Annotated in this window: 17 protein-coding genes and 1 pseudogene; 7 read left to right on the forward strand and 11 right to left on the reverse strand. The window is 39.3% G+C overall.

What is annotated here, in order from left to right:
* Positions 1–90 precede the first annotated feature (90 nt).
* Positions 91–897 (forward strand): DUF4239 domain-containing protein, encoded by an 807-nt coding sequence (locus tag M1F25_RS09055; RefSeq protein ID WP_004263474.1) that lies wholly within the window; start codon positions 91–93, stop codon positions 895–897.
* A 52-nt stretch (positions 898–949) separates the two neighbouring features.
* Here M1F25_RS09055 and M1F25_RS09060 read toward each other — a convergent pair whose 3' ends face one another.
* The 3 genes from M1F25_RS09060 to M1F25_RS09070 are packed head-to-tail and all read right to left on the reverse strand — an operon-like array spanning position 950 to position 2,974.
* Positions 950–2,206 (reverse strand): PTS ascorbate transporter subunit IIC, encoded by a 1,257-nt coding sequence (locus tag M1F25_RS09060; RefSeq protein WP_036958647.1) that lies wholly within the window; start codon positions 2,204–2,206, stop codon positions 950–952.
* Between the two features lie 11 nt (positions 2,207–2,217).
* Positions 2,218–2,505 carry a PTS sugar transporter subunit IIB gene (locus M1F25_RS09065; RefSeq protein WP_004263481.1) on the reverse strand — a complete coding sequence of 96 codons (288 nt, stop codon included), beginning with the start codon at positions 2,503–2,505 and terminating at the stop codon, positions 2,218–2,220.
* A gap of 22 nt (positions 2,506–2,527) precedes the next feature.
* The gene (locus M1F25_RS09070) at positions 2,528–2,974 is read right to left on the reverse strand and encodes a PTS sugar transporter subunit IIA (RefSeq protein WP_004263485.1); all 447 of its coding nucleotides are present in this window, start codon (positions 2,972–2,974) and stop codon (positions 2,528–2,530) included.
* Between the two features lie 371 nt (positions 2,975–3,345).
* On the opposite strand from M1F25_RS09070, the gene M1F25_RS09075 reads away from it, so the two are divergent.
* Together M1F25_RS09075 and M1F25_RS09080 are read left to right on the forward strand one after the other, a co-directional pair.
* Positions 3,346–4,380, forward strand: coding sequence for a LacI family DNA-binding transcriptional regulator (locus tag M1F25_RS09075; protein ID WP_004263493.1), 1,035 nt, complete (start codon positions 3,346–3,348; stop codon positions 4,378–4,380).
* Positions 4,381–4,640: 260 nt separating this feature from the next.
* Positions 4,641–4,997: an endonuclease/exonuclease/phosphatase family protein gene (locus tag M1F25_RS09080; RefSeq protein ID WP_232368734.1), complete on the forward strand. Its 357-nt coding sequence runs from the start codon at positions 4,641–4,643 to the stop codon at positions 4,995–4,997.
* Here M1F25_RS09080 and M1F25_RS09085 read toward each other — a convergent pair.
* Positions 4,977–6,230: an IS256 family transposase gene (locus M1F25_RS09085; RefSeq protein WP_135536280.1), complete on the reverse strand. Its 1,254-nt coding sequence runs from the start codon at positions 6,228–6,230 to the stop codon at positions 4,977–4,979. The genes M1F25_RS09080 and M1F25_RS09085 overlap by 21 nt on opposite strands.
* Before the next feature lie 85 nt (positions 6,231–6,315).
* Here M1F25_RS09085 and M1F25_RS09090 point away from each other — a divergent pair.
* A pseudogene (locus tag M1F25_RS09090) lies at positions 6,316–6,921 on the forward strand (endonuclease/exonuclease/phosphatase family protein); the annotation flags it as partial.
* Between the two features lie 69 nt (positions 6,922–6,990).
* Here M1F25_RS09090 and M1F25_RS09095 read toward each other — a convergent pair.
* The gene (locus M1F25_RS09095; RefSeq protein WP_094961235.1) at positions 6,991–7,278 is read right to left on the reverse strand and encodes a hypothetical protein; all 288 of its coding nucleotides are present in this window, start codon (positions 7,276–7,278) and stop codon (positions 6,991–6,993) included.
* A gap of 1,057 nt (positions 7,279–8,335) precedes the next feature.
* Between M1F25_RS09095 and M1F25_RS09100 the strand changes: the two genes are divergently transcribed.
* Entirely contained in the window at positions 8,336–8,725 is a 390-nt protein-coding gene (locus M1F25_RS09100) for a hypothetical protein (protein WP_004263505.1), read from the forward strand.
* A gap of 124 nt (positions 8,726–8,849) precedes the next feature.
* Here M1F25_RS09100 and M1F25_RS09105 read toward each other — a convergent pair whose 3' ends face one another.
* Positions 8,850–10,478 (reverse strand): FGGY-family carbohydrate kinase, encoded by a 1,629-nt coding sequence (locus tag M1F25_RS09105; RefSeq protein WP_094961236.1) that lies wholly within the window; start codon positions 10,476–10,478, stop codon positions 8,850–8,852.
* Between the two features lie 44 nt (positions 10,479–10,522).
* Positions 10,523–11,251 carry an SDR family oxidoreductase gene (locus tag M1F25_RS09110; protein WP_014657463.1) on the reverse strand — a complete coding sequence of 243 codons (729 nt, stop codon included), beginning with the start codon at positions 11,249–11,251 and terminating at the stop codon, positions 10,523–10,525.
* 234 nt (positions 11,252–11,485) lie between these two features.
* Between M1F25_RS09110 and M1F25_RS09115 the strand changes: the two genes are divergently transcribed.
* Positions 11,486–12,520: a substrate-binding domain-containing protein gene (locus M1F25_RS09115; protein WP_094961237.1), complete on the forward strand. Its 1,035-nt coding sequence runs from the start codon at positions 11,486–11,488 to the stop codon at positions 12,518–12,520.
* A 48-nt stretch (positions 12,521–12,568) separates the two neighbouring features.
* Here the strand turns inward: M1F25_RS09115 and fetB are convergent, their stop codons facing one another.
* Positions 12,569–13,348 (reverse strand): iron efflux ABC transporter permease subunit FetB, encoded by a 780-nt coding sequence (fetB, locus tag M1F25_RS09120; RefSeq protein WP_094961238.1) that lies wholly within the window; start codon positions 13,346–13,348, stop codon positions 12,569–12,571.
* Between the two features lie 12 nt (positions 13,349–13,360).
* Entirely contained in the window at positions 13,361–14,011 is a 651-nt protein-coding gene (gene fetA, locus M1F25_RS09125; RefSeq protein ID WP_004263526.1) for an iron efflux ABC transporter ATP-binding subunit FetA, read from the reverse strand.
* 466 nt (positions 14,012–14,477) lie between these two features.
* Between fetA and M1F25_RS09130 the strand changes: the two genes are divergently transcribed.
* Positions 14,478–15,239 (forward strand): SDR family oxidoreductase, encoded by a 762-nt coding sequence (locus tag M1F25_RS09130; RefSeq protein ID WP_004263532.1) that lies wholly within the window; start codon positions 14,478–14,480, stop codon positions 15,237–15,239.
* A gap of 165 nt (positions 15,240–15,404) precedes the next feature.
* On the opposite strand, the gene tkt is transcribed toward M1F25_RS09130, so the two are convergent.
* Both tkt and rpiB read right to left on the reverse strand, forming a co-directional pair.
* The gene (tkt, locus tag M1F25_RS09135) at positions 15,405–17,414 is read right to left on the reverse strand and encodes a transketolase (RefSeq protein WP_181489598.1); all 2,010 of its coding nucleotides are present in this window, start codon (positions 17,412–17,414) and stop codon (positions 15,405–15,407) included.
* 36 nt (positions 17,415–17,450) lie between these two features.
* The gene (rpiB, locus tag M1F25_RS09140; protein WP_004263541.1) at positions 17,451–17,903 is read right to left on the reverse strand and encodes a ribose 5-phosphate isomerase B; all 453 of its coding nucleotides are present in this window, start codon (positions 17,901–17,903) and stop codon (positions 17,451–17,453) included.
* Between the last annotated feature and the right edge of the window lie 34 nt (positions 17,904–17,937).

The raw sequence follows: 17,937 nt of genomic DNA on the forward strand, positions 1-17,937 counted from the left end.
TCTGAAATTTAGCAAAAAAATAGTACTGTCTAGATAATTGTATTGCAGTTGTGTTATATCATCAGGAAATAAATTTCATGAGTTTATACGATGTTTAATATTTCTGAGTTGATCAATGATTCTCCAATCGATTCCATTCTTTTATTTGTTATCACATTTATCTTGTTAGTTATTTCTGCCTACGTTGGTAAATATATTTTTAAGCGTAAATCAGCCCACGAAGAAGCGACGGATGATGAAGCTAAAATTATTTTAGGGGCGATTTTATCTTTATTGGGTTTATTGATAGGGTTTGTTTTATCAATTTCGATTAATGGCTATAACAACCGTCAGCAAACAGAAGAAAATGAAGCTATTGCTATTGGTACGGCATATCAGAGAGCACAGTTATTGAGCACTGATGATAGAGGAAAAGCCTCTCAGCTTATTCAACAATACTTGGAAGCTCGGATTGAGTTTTTTAAGTCAGGTATCAGTGACGAAAATAACCAATGGCGGATGACTTCTTTGGAAAAGCAGAGTCAATTATGGGAAATCGCGGTAAAAGAAGCAAGTCAAACACCAAACCCTATTGTGGCTTCTGTACTCAGTGCATTTAGCGACCTTTATCTTTCTCAACAAAAAACGATGGCAAGTTGGCGACACCAAATTCCAAATGCAACTTGGTTTTTACTGATCTTTTTTGCTATCTGTTCAAATATTCTTATTGGTTACAATATACGCGGGACAAAAGGGAAAAATTGGTTGATACTCATATTGCCGTCATTAACCACGTTGGCTCTATTTATGATTGCAGAAATTGATGTTCCTGGTGAAGGTATGATCCACGTAACACCTGATGATTTAATTTTATTACAGGAATTCTTATTTAGGGATGGTGCTTGGTTGGGAAAGTAGGGGCGTTGTAAAAAAACTCCCCACTAGCAAATTTGCCATGGGGAGTTCTGTTTTAGCGGACGATAATGCCTAATAAAATTCCGATTGCGCCAAAGTCAGCGTCACTGAATGTAGTATTAGCAATACCAATATCCCCAAGAACAGGTAATAGGAATACTGGTAGGAAGGTAATAAGCAGCCCTTGAGCAAATGCACCCAAGATAGCTCCACGACGACCGCCTGTTGCATTACCAAAAACACCGGCAGCAGCACCTACGAAGAAATGCGGTACAACGCCTGGAATAATAACCGTCATATTTAATGCATACAGAACGAACATTCCCAAAACACCGGCAGCGAAACTACTTAAAAATCCGACTAATACGGCGTTTGGTGCATATGGGAATACCACTGGGCAGTCTAAAGCAGGCTTCGCATTAGGGACTAATTTGTCTGAGATACCTTTAAACGCAGGGACGATTTCTGCAATAACCATACGTACACCTTGCAGAATAATGTATACGCCTGCAGCAAATGTAATGGATTGCATTAATGAGAACATGAACCAATTCTTACCACCACTGACTTCGCGAACGAAATCACCGCCTGCGAATAAGCATGTAATGATAAAAATAATGAACATGGTGAAAGAGATAGCGACAGGTGTATCTCTTAAAAATAGTAAGCTTTTCGGGACATTCATGTCTTCTGTTGAATGTTCTTTATTACCGAATTTGCTTCCAATGAACCCTGCTAGGACATAAGAAATCGTTGAAAAATGCCCAATCGCAACATCATCTGAACCTGTCACTTTTTTCATGTAAGGGTGGGCAATTGCTGGGAAAAATACCATACAAAAGCCAACAATCAGTGAGCCAACAGTGACTAATAGAGTTCCTTCCATTCCAGCGGTAGCTAAGATAACTGCTATCATCATGGACATGAATAACGTATGATGCCCAGTGAGGAATATAAATTTCCATGGTGTTAAGCGAGCAATCAAGATATTGATTAGCATCGCAAAGAACATAATCATTGCCATTTCACGACCGAAGCTTTTTTGTGCAATAGAAACAATAGCTTCGTTATTTGGTACCACACCATTAATACCAAAAGCATGTTGGAAAATAGCGGAAAAATCACCTAAAGAGCTGACAACTAAGCCAGCACCAGCGCCTAAGATCACAAAACCCATTATGGTTTTAATGGTGCCTTTAATGCATTCAGTGACGGGTTTTTTCTGTGCGATCAAACCAATAAGTGCGATTAGACCAACAAGAATGGCTGGTTCAGATAAAACATCCTGCATCAGAAAACGAAAAAATGACATAGTGCCTCCGCTTACATCGCGCCGAGTTTTTGTAAAGCAATGGTGAGACGTTCTTTCATTGCAACTTTATCAATCATATTTTCGAGAGCAACGATTTCGCCACCAACTTGTTGAGCGACTAATTGTTCAGCAATATCGCTTGTACCAACAAAGATATCACTCACAGTGCCTTTTGCTGAGCCTAGATCAACATGGTCAACATCTGCATTAACTTGCAAATCTTTTAAGATATTTTTGATGCTCATTTCCATCATCAAACTAGTACCTAAACCATTTCCACAAACAACAGTAATTTTCATAATGTTTACCTTAATATTTAGCTTATTCGTATTTAGCGATGATTTTTAGAATGTCATCTACGTTTTCTGATTGCATGATGTTATCTACATCGTCTTGATTATCAAATAGTTCTGCGAGTTTCGCGATAGCACCAATATGGCTATTGCTATCAGTGGCTGCTAGTACAATTAATAATTTGATTGGGTCATTGCCATCGGAGCCAAATTCAACACCTTGTTTGATAACGGTTAACCCAAGAGATAATTGGTTTACTCCGTCTTCTGGACGTGCATGCGGCATGGCAATACCTGGGCCTAATACATAGTAAGGGCCGATTTTTTCGTGTGATTGAATTATTGCATCAATATATCTTGGCTCGATGAACTTATTATTAATTAATGGATTACAGGCGATTTTTATCGCTTCTTGCCAATTATTGGCACTGTCGACGACTTGAATGACGTTAGGGGTCAGTAATGTCGTTAGCATCGGGTTGCTCCTGGTAGAGTGAAATTATTATCTTTGTAATGGTTGAATGAATAGTAGTGTTCTATGGTAGCGCTATCTAGTTGAATCTTTCATTTTCGTGATAGCGCTATCATTTTAAAAAAATATAGCGAGCAAATATGAAATGAACACACTTCTCAGCTGATTAACAAATTCAACCTGTGGTAAGTTAACTAGGACTGGTGATATTGACTGTTTCTTTAGATTTAATAGAACCATATTGGCTATTTTTAGCGCATTTAATCTAGAACATGAGAAAAAGCAAAAAACATGCTTGATTCGAATGAAAATTGACCATCAAAGATCAATAACCTTAGGGTTAATAATCAGTTTAGGCTAAGTAAAAGTATTACATGCAAAAAATACGAAAAAGAAAAAATACAGGGCGAGTCACGTTGCAGGACGTCGCAAAATTCGCAGGCGTTGGGTCCATGACGGTATCTAGGGCTTTGCGTACACCCGAATTAGTGTCTGATAAGTTACGTGAAAAAATTAATGCTGCTGTTGAAGAACTTGGTTATATACCTAATTCCGCGGCAGGTATTTTAGCGTCAGGCCAAAGCCGTACCGTTGCTGTTTTAATTCCGTCTTTGCGTGATAATGCCAGTTCAGTTTTTCTGCAATCTTTACAAGAAGCACTGAACAAAAATAGTTATCAAGTTGTTATTGGTAGCCATGATTACCAGCAAAAAAAAGAGTCTGAGGTTTTATCGACATTATTGCAGAGTAACCCCGCAGCTTTGATTGTTTTTGGGGCGATAAACTCAGAAAGCGTTTCAAATTATTTGAAGAATTTAGATATCCCTGTAGTCAGTGTTGCGGGGGAATCTAATCATCCAGTCACGTTGAACATAAAAAGTAACGTTGGAGATGCGGTTAATTTTTTAACCAACTATATGTTACAAAAAGGGTATAAGAAGATAGGTTATATTGGTGCTCAAATGGACAGTAAAATGCAAAGTCAGCAATTAAGTGGCTGGAACCGAGCGATGCTGGCGTATAACCAAAGTGCAGATCAAAGTATTACAACTCCGTATGTCGCAACGATGGATTTTGGTCGTCAGGCAATTAGTGAGATGTTGACCCGCCAACCTGAGCTTGAAGCTGTGATTTGCAGTCATGAAATGATTGCACTTGGTGTCATTTTTGAGTGCCAAAGACGTTTAATTCAGATACCAAAAATGTTAGCAATTGCTTGTGTTGAAGGTACTTCAAATTGTGATCATATCCATCCGTCACTGACATCTGTGCGAATTGATTACAGTAAAATGGCACGAGAAACAGCGAAAAGGCTACAAAAATGGCTTGCAGATGTCGATTGTGACTTTGTTGAACGTAAAGAAGGGGTTGTTTTCCCATATAAATTTGAAGCAAGACAAAGTGCGTGAAATATAATTTATCGTATGTTGATCACGTTTTCTTGAATTTCTTGCTTATCCTTAAGTGAATAGGAGTGCGATAGCTCTCTATTTTGACGGTCAAAAAGATGTTTTTTTTTCTCTCGAAATAAGATTGTAGACTGGGTCACTATATCTTTTTTATTCTCTGTTAATGTATGAAAACTGCAAGTTAACGGGGGTTAGCTCCGCGAGAATTTTATTAAATACTTGCACTATTCTGTTGTATTAGTCATTAACAGGGGAAAACAATGAAATTACTAAAAACAGTTATTTCCACCACAATTCTAGTTTCTTGTGGTGCGATGGCAACAATGTCGGGTTCCGAAATTCTGAAAGTACAGGATGGAGGAACTCCGAATAAAGTTTACACTTCGAACAAGCCGACCATTAAAGTCGCAACGTATAACATTGGTAAAAATGAGTTGTCACCAGATGTCAGTAATCTTGATGAGCTAAATAAGGCGATTGCGAAAATAGATGCTGACGTGATTGTTTTAACTGAAATTGATAATAAAACCGCTCGCAGTAAAAAAGTTCACCAGCTAGAAGAAATAGGAGTTATGGTCAAATCTGGTGTACGAGCATCAGGCGGTTTTCCTGTCTGACTGCTCCATTACTTGTTCGCCGTCTTGGAATTTAACGTTATTGACCACGAGGGTTAGCAGTTGAAATCCTTTCAGGCGGTTCCAGCGCTTCTGCGCTGATTGCAGCAATTTATAAACCATTGCTAGGGTTGTGTTTCTTGAACCGCAGTTGCGGGTTTTGCTGGTTCTTAAACGTACTGTAGCGAAGGCAGATTCAATTGGGTTGGTGGTGCGTATACTCACCCAATGTTCTGCTGGAAAATCGTAGAAAGCCAACATGCTCTCACGGTCTTTAGCTAAGCATTCCATTGCGCGTGGGTACTTAGCAGTAAACCTTTCCAGCGCTATATCAAAGGCTTTATGAGCCTTCTCACGCGTCTCTGCCATCCAGATATCATGCAGTGCTTCTTTTACTTTGGGTTGCACTGCCTTGGGCAGTTTGTTGAGCACATTGGCCGTCTTATGCACCCAGCAACGTTGCTGTTTGGTCTGCGGGTATACTTTGCTCAGAGCCTTCCAGAAGCCCAGAGCGCCGTCAGCTGTTGCCAGCTTTGGGCAGGTCGTAAGCCCACGCGCAACCAGGCCATTCAGCAGCTCAAGCCAGCTGGCTTCGGACTCGCGATAGCCTTCTTCAACAGCAATCAGTTCCTTGCGGCCATGCTCTGTCACGCCCATCACCACCAGCAAGCACAAACGGTCATCGAGGCGGACGTTGCTGTAAATACCGTCAACCCAAAGGTACGCGTAGCGCTTGTCACTCAAATCGCGCTGTCGCCACTCTCGGTGCTCATCAATCCAGCGTTCCTTGAGCCTGGAAATGGTGTTAGCTGACAGACCTTTGGCATTCTCACCCAGCAAGGCTGCAAGGGCTTCTTGGTAGTCTCCAGTGGAAATACCTTTGAGATACAGCCACGGTAATAACTCTTCAACGCTGCGGGCACGCTTGAGGTATGGCGGTAGCAGTGCGCTGGTAAAACGAATACCAGAGCCGCTACGATCACGCACTTTTGGCACCTTGATATCAACATCGCCAATGCCCGTTTGGATGCTGCGCTCAGGCAAATAGCCGTTACGCACCACAGCTTTGCGGCCATCGGGTAAACGCAGTTCTTCATGAGCTTGCAGCAGTTGCTGCAGCTCTACTTCAACTGCTTGCGCAATGAGCTGACGAGCACCATTACGCAATAAAGCAGTTAGCACATCAGTGCCAGTTTCATCTGGTTGTGAAAGAACATTCAGGGTAATATTTGTCATGGCGTATCGCTCTACTGTTAATTATTTCTTGGAGGAAACAATCAACAGGATACGCCACCCTCTTTTCCCCTCATACACCACAAATGACTATAGCTCAGAAATAGCTAAAGCCAATAAGATGGATTTTGCTTTTGGTAAGGCATTAGATTTTGATGGTGGAGAGTACGGTGTAGGAATTTTATCAAAATATAAAATTGATAAATCTAAAGTAATTAATTTACCTTCTGGTGATGCAGAACAACGGGTTGTATTAATATCTCAAATATCAAAGCCAGGTTTTGATGCACCAATTATTGTGATGGGAACACATCTGGATTGGCAGAAAGATCCAACCATTCGCATTGGGCAAGTGCGCCATATTTTAGATGCGAGTATTGGGGATACAGATACGGGGTTTGATAATATTGCGGCCTCAATAAAAATATTAGCGGGAGATTTCAATTCAACAGCTAATGAACAGCCTATCCAAGAAATTCGTTATATGTGGAACCCAGTTGAGTTTAAAGGTGTTGATTATCGTAGTTGGCCAGCGGTAAACCCAGCCATAGACATCGACCATATTTTTACATTTAAAGGGCAAGTTTGGGATGTGAAAAAAATGGAAATTCCAACGGATAGTAAAGAGTTTCAATGGTCAAGTGTTAGCGACCACCTACCTATAATTGCTGAATTAGAGCTACAAGAGCAATAAACACTTACAGAGAAATTTTCGATAAAAGGCCTCATTTGGTTTGTAGGCCTTTCCAACTGTAATGCTAAGTTAATTGCCTAGTATTTTTTTCCTTTCAATATAGCGTTTTTCAGCTATTTCTAAATAATACTCAACTGTTGAGTATATCTGCTGCCGCTGTTCTGCTAATTGTTGTGATGCATCTAATATTGCGCTCGTCTGCTGTTTAAATACAGTAAGAAAATTTTGAATGCTGTCGAAGTGACCTACGACGTTAGCATAGTAAAACTGGTATACATAAGATTCCTGAGAGTGGCTTAGATCTACGTTATTTCTGATGTTATTAGTTGCAAGTAATAGTAATTGAGTATTTGTCATGGTTAACCCTTTTTCTTTGGAAAGCAATGCTACATGAGATAAAAAAAATATTTTGTCAAATTTAGCCGGATAATTTTATGTATTGGTTAAATGCATCAATTATCCTAGGAATATTCTGTAATTTTGATTGGTCAGATATATCAAAAATTGTGCAAAAGAAGAGATATAGAGGCATTCAATGGTAAATTACAATATGCATATAGTTAAATATTCTTATGTTTCTTAAGGTGGGTTGATGATTTTAACTATTTTTTATCATATGGTTAACGTCGTTTTAATCAATTTATTTGTTATTTTTGTTTTATTAATCAATTGATTAGGTTGCGTTGCATTTTAACGGGTACTATAAAATTGCTAATTTAGCCTGAAATAAAGATACTCGTTAACGATATGCTAAAAATTAAGCTAAGAGATGATGCAAATTAATATGTTATTTCGTAGTGAATTGAATTTTAGGTATTTTTTGTTTTTATAATATCTAAATAAGCTAGATGAATTTTAATTGAAAATAACGGATTTATTATTAATTAATTCTATTTTACGCTTATATTGAGTGAAAATACTCATTAAGTGGGTTAATTAACATTTAGACATGACTATTATTGAATTGAATTGTTTTATTACATATTTTTGTTTATTTTTGTTAAGTTATGATAAACAGTTAAGGCTTATTATTGTTTCTGTTTTTGGGTAATTGAAACTATTTTAGTTAAAAAAATACAAATTGAAACAGTTAATGTTTCGAGTACTATTTATATTCTTAGTTTAATACTGGTATACTTACTCATTAGGTGTGTAAAATAAAGTATAAATACGAATAGCCCATATCAATCTAATTGTACTTATTCGCTTTGTTGGTAGCAGTTATCTGGGGTAATAATTAGAAAAACAAGTTATCTAATAAGGTATTCTTATATAGATAAGGTTGGTTGTTATTAAAATAATTATTATTTATTTACAATTGGCTGAAGATAACTGCTTAAGTATATTTTGGGGCGAAATTATTAGGTCATTTTGGTCAATTGGCTTGTTATTGAATAAATGAGAGCTTAGTAATATGAATATCATAAAGTTGCTCACAATTTTATTGTTAACTGGGGGCTCTTTTATCTTAGGTGTGACATTGAACTATACCCCTACACCTGATCTTGTGAAAATGGCTAAGAGTAGCGTTGAAGACTATTTATCTTATCCAGAATCTGCTTCATTTAAAAATGTGAAATATAATTTTATTCGCCAAACTGCGGATAAAGGGGATTTAGGTTATGTATGTGGCGAAGTGTTTCGAGTTAAGAATGCAAGGCTAGAAGGCTATAAAAAATTCATTGTGAAAGCTTACAGTGATAAACAAGGGAAGGTCTCCTTGTCTATTCCAATGGTCGAGGGAGATTACGATTTGGTACCAAAGGAAATGGTCGATTCGTTATGGACAAGATATTGCTTCTAAAAGTGAGCTATAGCGCAGGTTTTTCTATTAAATTAAGCTCGATAAGCAAAACGAATTCTATTAAAGAAAGCCGGTTTACGGCTTTCTTTAGTCCAAATATTACTTGAGTGTCATATCAACGTGATTAACCTTTTAATTCTCTAGCACATTGTTGCAAATGCAAGAAAGAGGCGAATCTTGTATCATGGCGGTTTTTATATGCTTCATTGGTTTGGTAGGTTAAGTCGATAGCACTAAATTGGTCCATAGCTTGCGAGACATCTTCACAGACTTTCCCTGCAACGGCACCAAGGATAGCAGAACCTAGCAATACTGGTTCACTGGCTTGTGTTGAAATCACAGGAACGCCACAAGCATCAGCAAGTAGCTGGCGGATCAACGGGTGCTGTCCTGCACCGCCACTAACAACAATATTTTCAATAGCAGCACCAGATTTTGCTTGTGCTTCAATGATTTGTCGTAATCCATAGCCAATTCCACACAGACCAGCAACATAGAAAGAAAGTAAATTTTCCATGCTGTTATCCATGGTTAATCCAGCAATGACAGCTCTGGCATGAGGGTCAGCAAAAGGTGCTCGATTCCCTAAAAATTCAGGAACCACATGTATTTTTTCAGCTAGTTCAACAGACTGTGATGGTGACGATGATTTTTCTAATACTAAATCCGCTAACATCACAGGCAAGGGTTTACCTTGCTCTTTTGCCGTAAGTTTTGCTTGTACTGAAGCGGGATGTAAGGATAGTAACTGGTCAATTGCAGCACCAGCCGCACTTTGGCCTCCTTCATTTAGCCACATGCCCGGTACCATTGCACTGAAATACGGACCCCATACACCCGGTATAAATACGGGTTCTTTAGTCGTTGTCATCGTGCATGAAGATGTGCCAAATACGTATGCCATATTAGCGGTTGCATCACCATTTACGCCAACGGTACCAATACCGCCTGCATGAGCATCTATCATGCCTGCAGCGACAGGTGTCCCTGCTAGTAATCCCATTTGTTGGGCTGCGGTTTCCGTTAAGCCTTCACCACAAGGCGTTCCTGGTTCTACAATAAGCTGACCAATACGTGCGAAATTTTCATCGGCAAGTTCAGATAGACCAATCTGTTGAAAGTAGCCTGCATCCCAACGTTTTTCATGGGCAAGATATGTCCACTTACAGGTGACAGTACAGGTTGAGCGAGCTAAGGAGCTAGTTGATTTCCAAGTTAAAAAATCGGCTAAATCAAAAAATTGCCATGCGTTATCATAGGATTGACGTAAATTTTCTTTTAGCCATAAAATCTTAGGCGTTTCCATTTCGGGCGAAATCTTACCGCCAACATAGTTTAGAACAGGGTGCTTTAATTGATTAATGCGCTCAGCTTGTTCTGTTGCACGGTGATCCATCCAAACAATAATATTGCGCTCAGGGTCATTCGATGGGCTAACCGTAATAGGATGTTTATCTGAACCAATGACAACCAGTGAGCAGGTTGCATCAAAGCCAATACCTGCAACTTGTTGTGGTTTTACTGTTGATGATGCTATCGCTTGCTTGACACAATAACAAACCGCTTCCCAAATTTCGTTACTTGATTGCTCAGCGAAATTGGCGTTATCACGGAAGAGCGTAATATCGCGTTTGGCAGATGCTAACATATTGCCGGACATATCAAAGACCCCGGCGCGTGCACTGCCTGTGCCAACATCGATACCAATAACGACTTTATCGTTATCTTTTAATCGTGCATGTGAATTATTCATTTTCCCTCCAAGGTGCTAACTGCAATGAATTGCGAGGTGACAAGTTAGAGATCAACACTGTTTGGCACAATAACAAGGTCACGAATAGTGACATTGCGTGGGCGAGTTAGCATAAATAATACGGCTTCAGCGACTTCAATCGGTTGCATTAAGCTACCATTTGCCAGAGCTTCTTCCATTTTTTCTTTCGGCCAATCATCGAGTAAGGCTGTCACTACAGGGCCAGGTAATACCGCACCAACACGGACACCATGTTCAGAAACTTGGCGGCGAGTTGAATGGACGAAGGCTTGGACAGCAAATTTTGATGCAGTGTAAATCGGCTCCCAGATTACTGGAACCACACCTGCAATTGAGCTGGTGAATAATACATCACCTGATTTTTGGGCAATAAAATGAGGTAGCACTGCGCGAACACAACGGAAGGCCGCATTAATGTTTAAGTTTAAAACTTTATCCCATACATCTGGGTCACCCTCAGCAACAGGGCCGCCAATATAAGCACCGGCATTAGCATGGAAAATATCTAAGCCGCCTGCTTTTTGTAAGATGGCATCTAGCATTCCATCAACTTGTTCTGGCTTCATTAAATCGACTACTAATGGAATCGCATTTTCACCTAGTTCCTCAACAAGTTGGTTTAATCGCTCTTCAGCACGGTCAATTAGAACGACTTTTGCACCCGCCTTGATCAGTGTACGTGCGCATTCAAGCCCGATACCTGAGGCAGCTCCGGTAATTGCTGCGACTTTGTTCTCAATAGAAATAGCCATAATTTACTCCAATCGGATATTTTAGCGAAATGTAAGAATGAAAAGCGTCTGAAATTAATGAAACAGCAATGAGTCACAACAATGGATAGGTGGCTACATGCGATGGATTGATAGTATTTATTTTGCAGTTTATCAACTCATGCATCATCAATTTCAATTTTGCTCAATCGATGTAGCAGTATTGCGACTTTTCGACTTTGGTGTCAAGCTAGTAAAAAATGGAGATAAGAATCTGTGACAAAGATCAGACAAAATAAGAAAACAACGATCTATGACCTTGCCGAATTAGCCGGGGTTTCAGCGAGTGCAGTGAGTGCAATACTCAACGGTAATTGGCAAAAAAGGCGAATTAGCGCACAACTTGCGGAAAAAGTGATCCGCATCGCCGAAGAACAAAATTATGCAGTTAACAAGCAAGCCAGCTTATTGCGCAGTAATAAATCCAAAATAATTGGTATGTTGGTTCCGAAGTATGACAACCGCTATTTTGGCTCTATTGTCGAGCATTTTGAAGAAATGGCGCGTGAAAGGGGGCTGTTTCCTATTATTACTTGTACGCGGCGTGACCCAAAGTTAGAAATAGAAGCTGCACGCGCAATGATTTCTTATCAGGTTGATTGGTTGATTTCAACAGGGGCAACGAACCCGGATAAAATTACTGAAATTTGCCAAGCCTCGGGGGTTTCGACCTTAAATTTAGACTTACCGGGCTCGTTGGCGCCTTCGGTTATTTCAAATAACTATCTTGGTGCAAAAAATTTAACCCAACGTATTTTAAGCAAAAATAAGTCTCAAACATCAATAAATGAAGCTTTAATTTTTATTGGTGGTCGTGAACATGACCACAATACACGTGAACGTATTCGTGGGTTTATTGATGCGCATAATGAAAAAGGTATCACGGTTCCACAAGAAAATATTTTGGCTTGTGGTTATGCCCCCGAAAAAGCTGAAAAATCACTCTCACAGTTTTTTGAACAGAATAATGATGATCCACAGAAAATAGTGAAATGCGGTTTGTTTATTAATTCAACTATTTCATTAGAAGGGGTTATTGATTGGTTAGGTAAAAAGGGCTATATCGGTTCACAGCAACCCCACTTAGGCTGTTTTGACTGGGATCCTTTTGTTGCTCTTTTAGGTAATGACATCGAAATGGTCAAACAGGATGTGCCAACGATGTTAAATCATATTTTTAAGTTGATAGATAATGAAAATAGCAAAGCACAATTAATTGAAGTGTTACCTGTGGGGGTGGTTAAAGAGTGATATTAAGAAAGTGCCGCTTATCGTTGGTGACCAATAAGCGGCGGAAGGTTATTGTTTATTCAGAGTTGTAACCAATAATTGGTGGCGTTGGTTATAGAATTTTGTATAGGTCATATACCCAGCCAGTATGGTTGAAAGGCTTGCTGTACCTAACAACATAAAAGTCACCATAATCTGGTACTTAACAGCTTGTAATGGGTCAACTCCAGCGAAAATCAACCCAGACATCATGCCCGGTAAGCTGACAATTCCCACTGTTTTGGCAGAATCTACCGTTGGGATCAATGATGCTCGGATACTGTCACGAATAATAGCAGCGGAAGCAACTTTGGGCGTTGCCCCTAAACTAAGCATTTCTTGAATTTGTTGTTGCTGGCTTGAAAACCGTTGACCAAGGTTATTAAAGCATAACCCTACCGCAATCATGGCGTTACCCGCAATCATTCCAGTAATAGGAATTACCTGCATAGGCGTAAATGCGATGGCATTGGTTAATATCAGAATTAACAATGTAAGAAATGTGCCAGAGGTAATGGCAATTAATGCAGTAACATAAATTTTATCAATATATTTGCTTCTTTTCTTAGCGTTCCACGCAGCATTGACACAAATAAACATCACCAATGCAATCGTGAGCAATTCGTGATCAACATTAAAAATATATTTTAGAATGTAGCCAGCGATCAATAGTTGAATAATCGCTCGGCAAGTACTCCAGATAATATCTTTTTCAAGGGATAGTTTTTCTTTATGGCTAATAAAAATAGCCACTAAGACTAACAGGATTGAAAAGGTTAAGGATTCATTGGAAATAGTTGGTTGATGCACAGTGATATCCTATTATTCGTTGTGATGAACAGGAAGGGTGATAACTTCATTAGTATGAGCGATTTCATCTTGGTCATGAGTTACCCATAGCACGCCTATTTTTTTGTCACTCGTTAAATGATGGATAAATTCATTCACTATAATTTTGTTTTCTTCATCAAGGGCACTGGTGATTTCATCTAATAGCAAGACTTGCGGAAGAAATTGTAAGTTTCTAATAAGAGAAATACGCTGTTTTTCTCCTCCAGAGAGTTCATTGATCCCTTTATCCAAAATAGATTCATGTAGAGAAAATTGGTGCAAATCACTGATGACTTTGTCTTTATTAAATGGCAACTTTCGAATTTGATAGGGAAAAACGAGGTTGTCATACACAGCTTGCCCAAATAAAGTGGGCGTTTGAGTACAGTAAGAAACCTGCTGACGATAAGTTTCTGGGAGGATGGTATTGATATCTTTCCCTTGAAACTTAATCGTTCCTTGAGTGGGTGAAATTAACGAGGCCACTATTTTTAATAAGGTACTTTTACCGCAGCCGGAAGGACCCGTAATCAGTTTAAAGTCGCCTGCCTGTAAGTTAATCTGCACATTATCAAGAATTGTTTTTTGCTCAATGCTATAGCCAATGTTACTAAGTTGTAATAGCAAGTTGCTTTGTTCCATATTATCAATGACCTATAAATTAAGTGCGCAGCATTTAGTGTAAATGATATTCATTCAATATCTTACTCAATAATACAGTGCTGATATTGTTCAATATCAATTTAGATATAACTAATATTATGCGCCAATTAATTGAAAAATTATAGGGGAAGAAAAAATACACTTCTAATGAAGTAGGACAACGTAGATGAGTTCTAGGAAAGATTTGTACAGTTGAAAATAAAGCACAAATATTCATTCAAATTATTATTTTGAACATATGTGCATTCAGAATTTAGGATGGTATTTAATTTGAGAGATATCTCTTTTTTTTACATAAATAATATAGAGTTTAACTAGTGATAATATTATATTAATAATACCAAGTAATCTAATCTGCACTTAATATTTTGTTGTCTCTCTAAGGCAACACTATATTTATTTCATCTATATATTAAATATCACATCATGACATTAAGGAATTAAAATGAAAAAATTTAGTGGCTATAACACCAACTTTTCACTTGATGGCAAGGTCGCTTTAATTACAGGGGGAGCTGCAGGCATTGGGTTGGCGATTGCTCAACTGTTTGTTGAAAAAGGGGCTAAAATTGCCTTAATTGATAAGTCAGATAAAGTAGTGAAAATTGCGGAGAAATTAAAAAATTCAATTGGTATTCAATGTGATATAACAAATTCTGAGGCGGTTTCTCAGATGGTAAAACAGGTTGTTGAGCATTATGGTACATTAGATATTGTCGTCAATAGTGCTGGAATTGTAGCGCTTGCTCCCGCTGAAAATTTAAGTGAGTCAGACTGGGATTTAACCATGAACGTGAATTTAAAAGGGACTTTTTTGGTTTGCCAATCTGCAGGTAATGTCATGATTAATAATGGAAAAGGGAAAATTATTAATATGGCGTCACAAGCAGGCGTGATTGCCTTAGACCAACATGCCGCCTATTGTGCGAGTAAAGCAGCGATTATTGGTTTAACCCAAGTATTAGCACTTGAATGGAGCCCTAAAGGGATACAAACCAACGCCATTTCACCAACTATTGTGATGACAGAACTGGGCAAAAAAGCGTGGGAAGGTGAAAAAGGTGATGAAATGAAAGAAAAAATTCCTGCAAGGCGTTTTGCGGAACCGTCCGAAATTGCCGCATGTGCATTATTTTTGGCCAGTGATGCATCCGATATGATCACCGGACATAATTTGGTTATTGATGGTGGCTACAGTATCCAATAGTGATATTTAATAATAATGAATAAAGTGAGTATGAGTAGCTACTCGCTTTATTTATTATTGATGATTTTATTTAAATAAAAAATAAGCCAAATAACATAGGTATTATTTGGCTTGTAATAGAAAATTACAAAGTAGGATAACAGATATTAATTATTGCTATATCAATTAATCATTAGGTTTTAATAATGAAAGCGACATAGTAATAAGCTTTTCTACGGTGAAACCAAAATATTCAAATAATTGGTTTGCAGGAGCTGACCCCCCAAAGCTATTCATTCCCATGACCAATCCATCAATTCCTACATATTTACGCCAGTAATCACTGATACTGGCTTCGATAGCAATACGGTGCCGAACGTGATTGGGTAAAACGCGCTGTTGGTACTCTAAGGGTTGTTGGTCAAAGGTATCTGTTGAAGGCATCGAAATAACATTCACATTAAACCCTTGTTCAGTCAGTTGTTTCCAAGCTTCAACCGCTAATGTGACTTCAGAGCCTGTGGCAATTAATAGTAATTCAGGGTTTTCACTATTACTGCGCAAAATATATCCACCATATGCAATATTGGCGAGTTGTTCAGTTGTTCGCGAATATTGTATTAGGTTTTGCCGCGATAATATCAAGGCGGTTGGCGTATGTTTCGCTAAGATAGCTTGTTGCCAAGCCACCGCTGTTTCTACTTGGCAACAAGGGCGCCAGACTGACAAATTAGGTGTTGCACGTAGTGAAACAAGTTGCTCAACAGGTTGGTGCGTTGGGCCATCTTCACCTAATCCAATGGAATCGTGAGTATAAATGAGTATTTGGGGCAATTTCATTAATGCGGCCATTCTCACGGCATTTTGCGCATATTCAGAGAACATCAAAAAAGTTGCTGTGTAAGGGCGAAAACCGCCGTGTAATGCAATTCCATTAGCAATGGCGGTCATACCAAACTCTCTGACGCCATAGTGAATATAGTTGCCTGAAGGCTGTTCATTAATTGGCAGTGACCCAGACCAATAGGTGAGGTTGCTTGGGGCTAAGTCTGCGGAACCACCGATTAATTCAGATAAAACAGGGCCAATAATATTGAGTGTATTTTGTGACGCTTTACGTGTAGCTATCGTTGCAGGGTTTTCATTTAATTGTTGAATGAAGTTATCAATGATATCTGTAAATTTTTCAGGAAGTTGATTGGATAATCGCTGCGTTAGCTGCTCGGCAAGTTCTGGGTATTGTTTGGCATATTCTCGTAGTGCTTGCTCCCAACGTAATTGCTGTTCAGCACCATGTTCTAGGGCATTCCAAGGCTGGTATATTTCATCAGGAATAACAAAAGGAGGGTATTCCCAGCCGAGTTGTTGACGAGTCAGCGCTATTTCGTCTTGCCCTAATGGAGCACCATGAGAATCGGCTGTCCCGGCTTTATTGGGAGACCCATAACCAATAGTGGTTCTGCAAATAATGAGGGTTGGTTTCGAGGTTTGTTGGCGAGCTTGTTCAATGGCCGCTTTGATTGCAGGCCGAGAATGTCCATCGACTTGGCGAATAACATGCCAGCCATAAGCTTCAAAACGCTTTGCGGTATTATCAGTAAACCAACCTTGAGTATTACCATCAATAGAAATACGGTTATCATCATAAAAGGCAATAAGTTTATTGAGTTTTAGCGTCCCTGCTAATGAACACACCTCATGAGAGATCCCCTCCATTAAGCAGCCATCACCTAAAAATGTGTAGGTATAGTGGTCGACAACGGGGAAACCAGAGCGATTAAACGTAGCTGCTAGGGTTTTTTCTGCTATTGCCATACCAACCGCATTGGCGATGCCTTGTCCCAGCGGGCCTGTCGTGGTTTCAATGCCAGGAGTATAGCCTAATTCAGGATGACCCGGTGTTTTGGAATGGAGCTGGCGGAACTGTTTTAAATCATCGATAGATAAATCATAGCCCGTTAAATGGAGCAAGCTATAGAGCAGCATCGATGCATGGCCGTTTGATAAGACGAAGCGGTCACGATTAGGCCAACTCGGGTCAGCAGGGTTGTGCTGTAAGTAATCTCGCCATAGGACTTCGGCAATATCAGCCATTCCCATTGGGGCGCCGGGGTGGCCTGAGTTGGCTTGTTGTACGGCATCTATTGAAAGAAATCGAATGGCATTGGCTAATTTATTTTGTGGTTGAGTGGACATTACAAAGCTCCCAAAGTAAAAGCGCCTAAAGTAAAACTAACGTTCCCCATTTTCATACTCACTGATTCGAGCCACTTTCGGCGCTGACCGTCCCCCTTCATAATGGGAAGCCAGCCATGTGTCGACAATGGTTTTAGCCAGTTCAGGGCCAATCACACGGGCACCAAAGGTAATAATTTGTGCATCATTACTTTTTTGTGCTCGTTCAGCGGAGTATGTGTCATGGCACAGTGCTGCTCGAATGCCTGTGACTTTATTGGCAACAATGGACATACCAATTCCGGTACCACAAATTAAAATACCGCGCTGGTGTTTACCTTGTACGATTGCAGTTGCAACAGCGTGGGCAACATCAGGATACATTTCATCTGCAACCCCAGTATTTAAGCAGTAATCAGTCACTTCAATGTTTAATTCTGCTAAGTGAGCCTTAATCAAATCTTTCATTTCAAATGCAGCGTCATCTGCACCAATAGCAATAGATAGCATGATAGAGATCCTTATTGTTGAACAAAAGTTCATT

The sequence above is a fragment of the Providencia sp. PROV109 genome, from assembly GCF_033681625.1.
Taxonomy (GTDB): domain Bacteria; phylum Pseudomonadota; class Gammaproteobacteria; order Enterobacterales; family Enterobacteriaceae; genus Providencia; species Providencia hangzhouensis.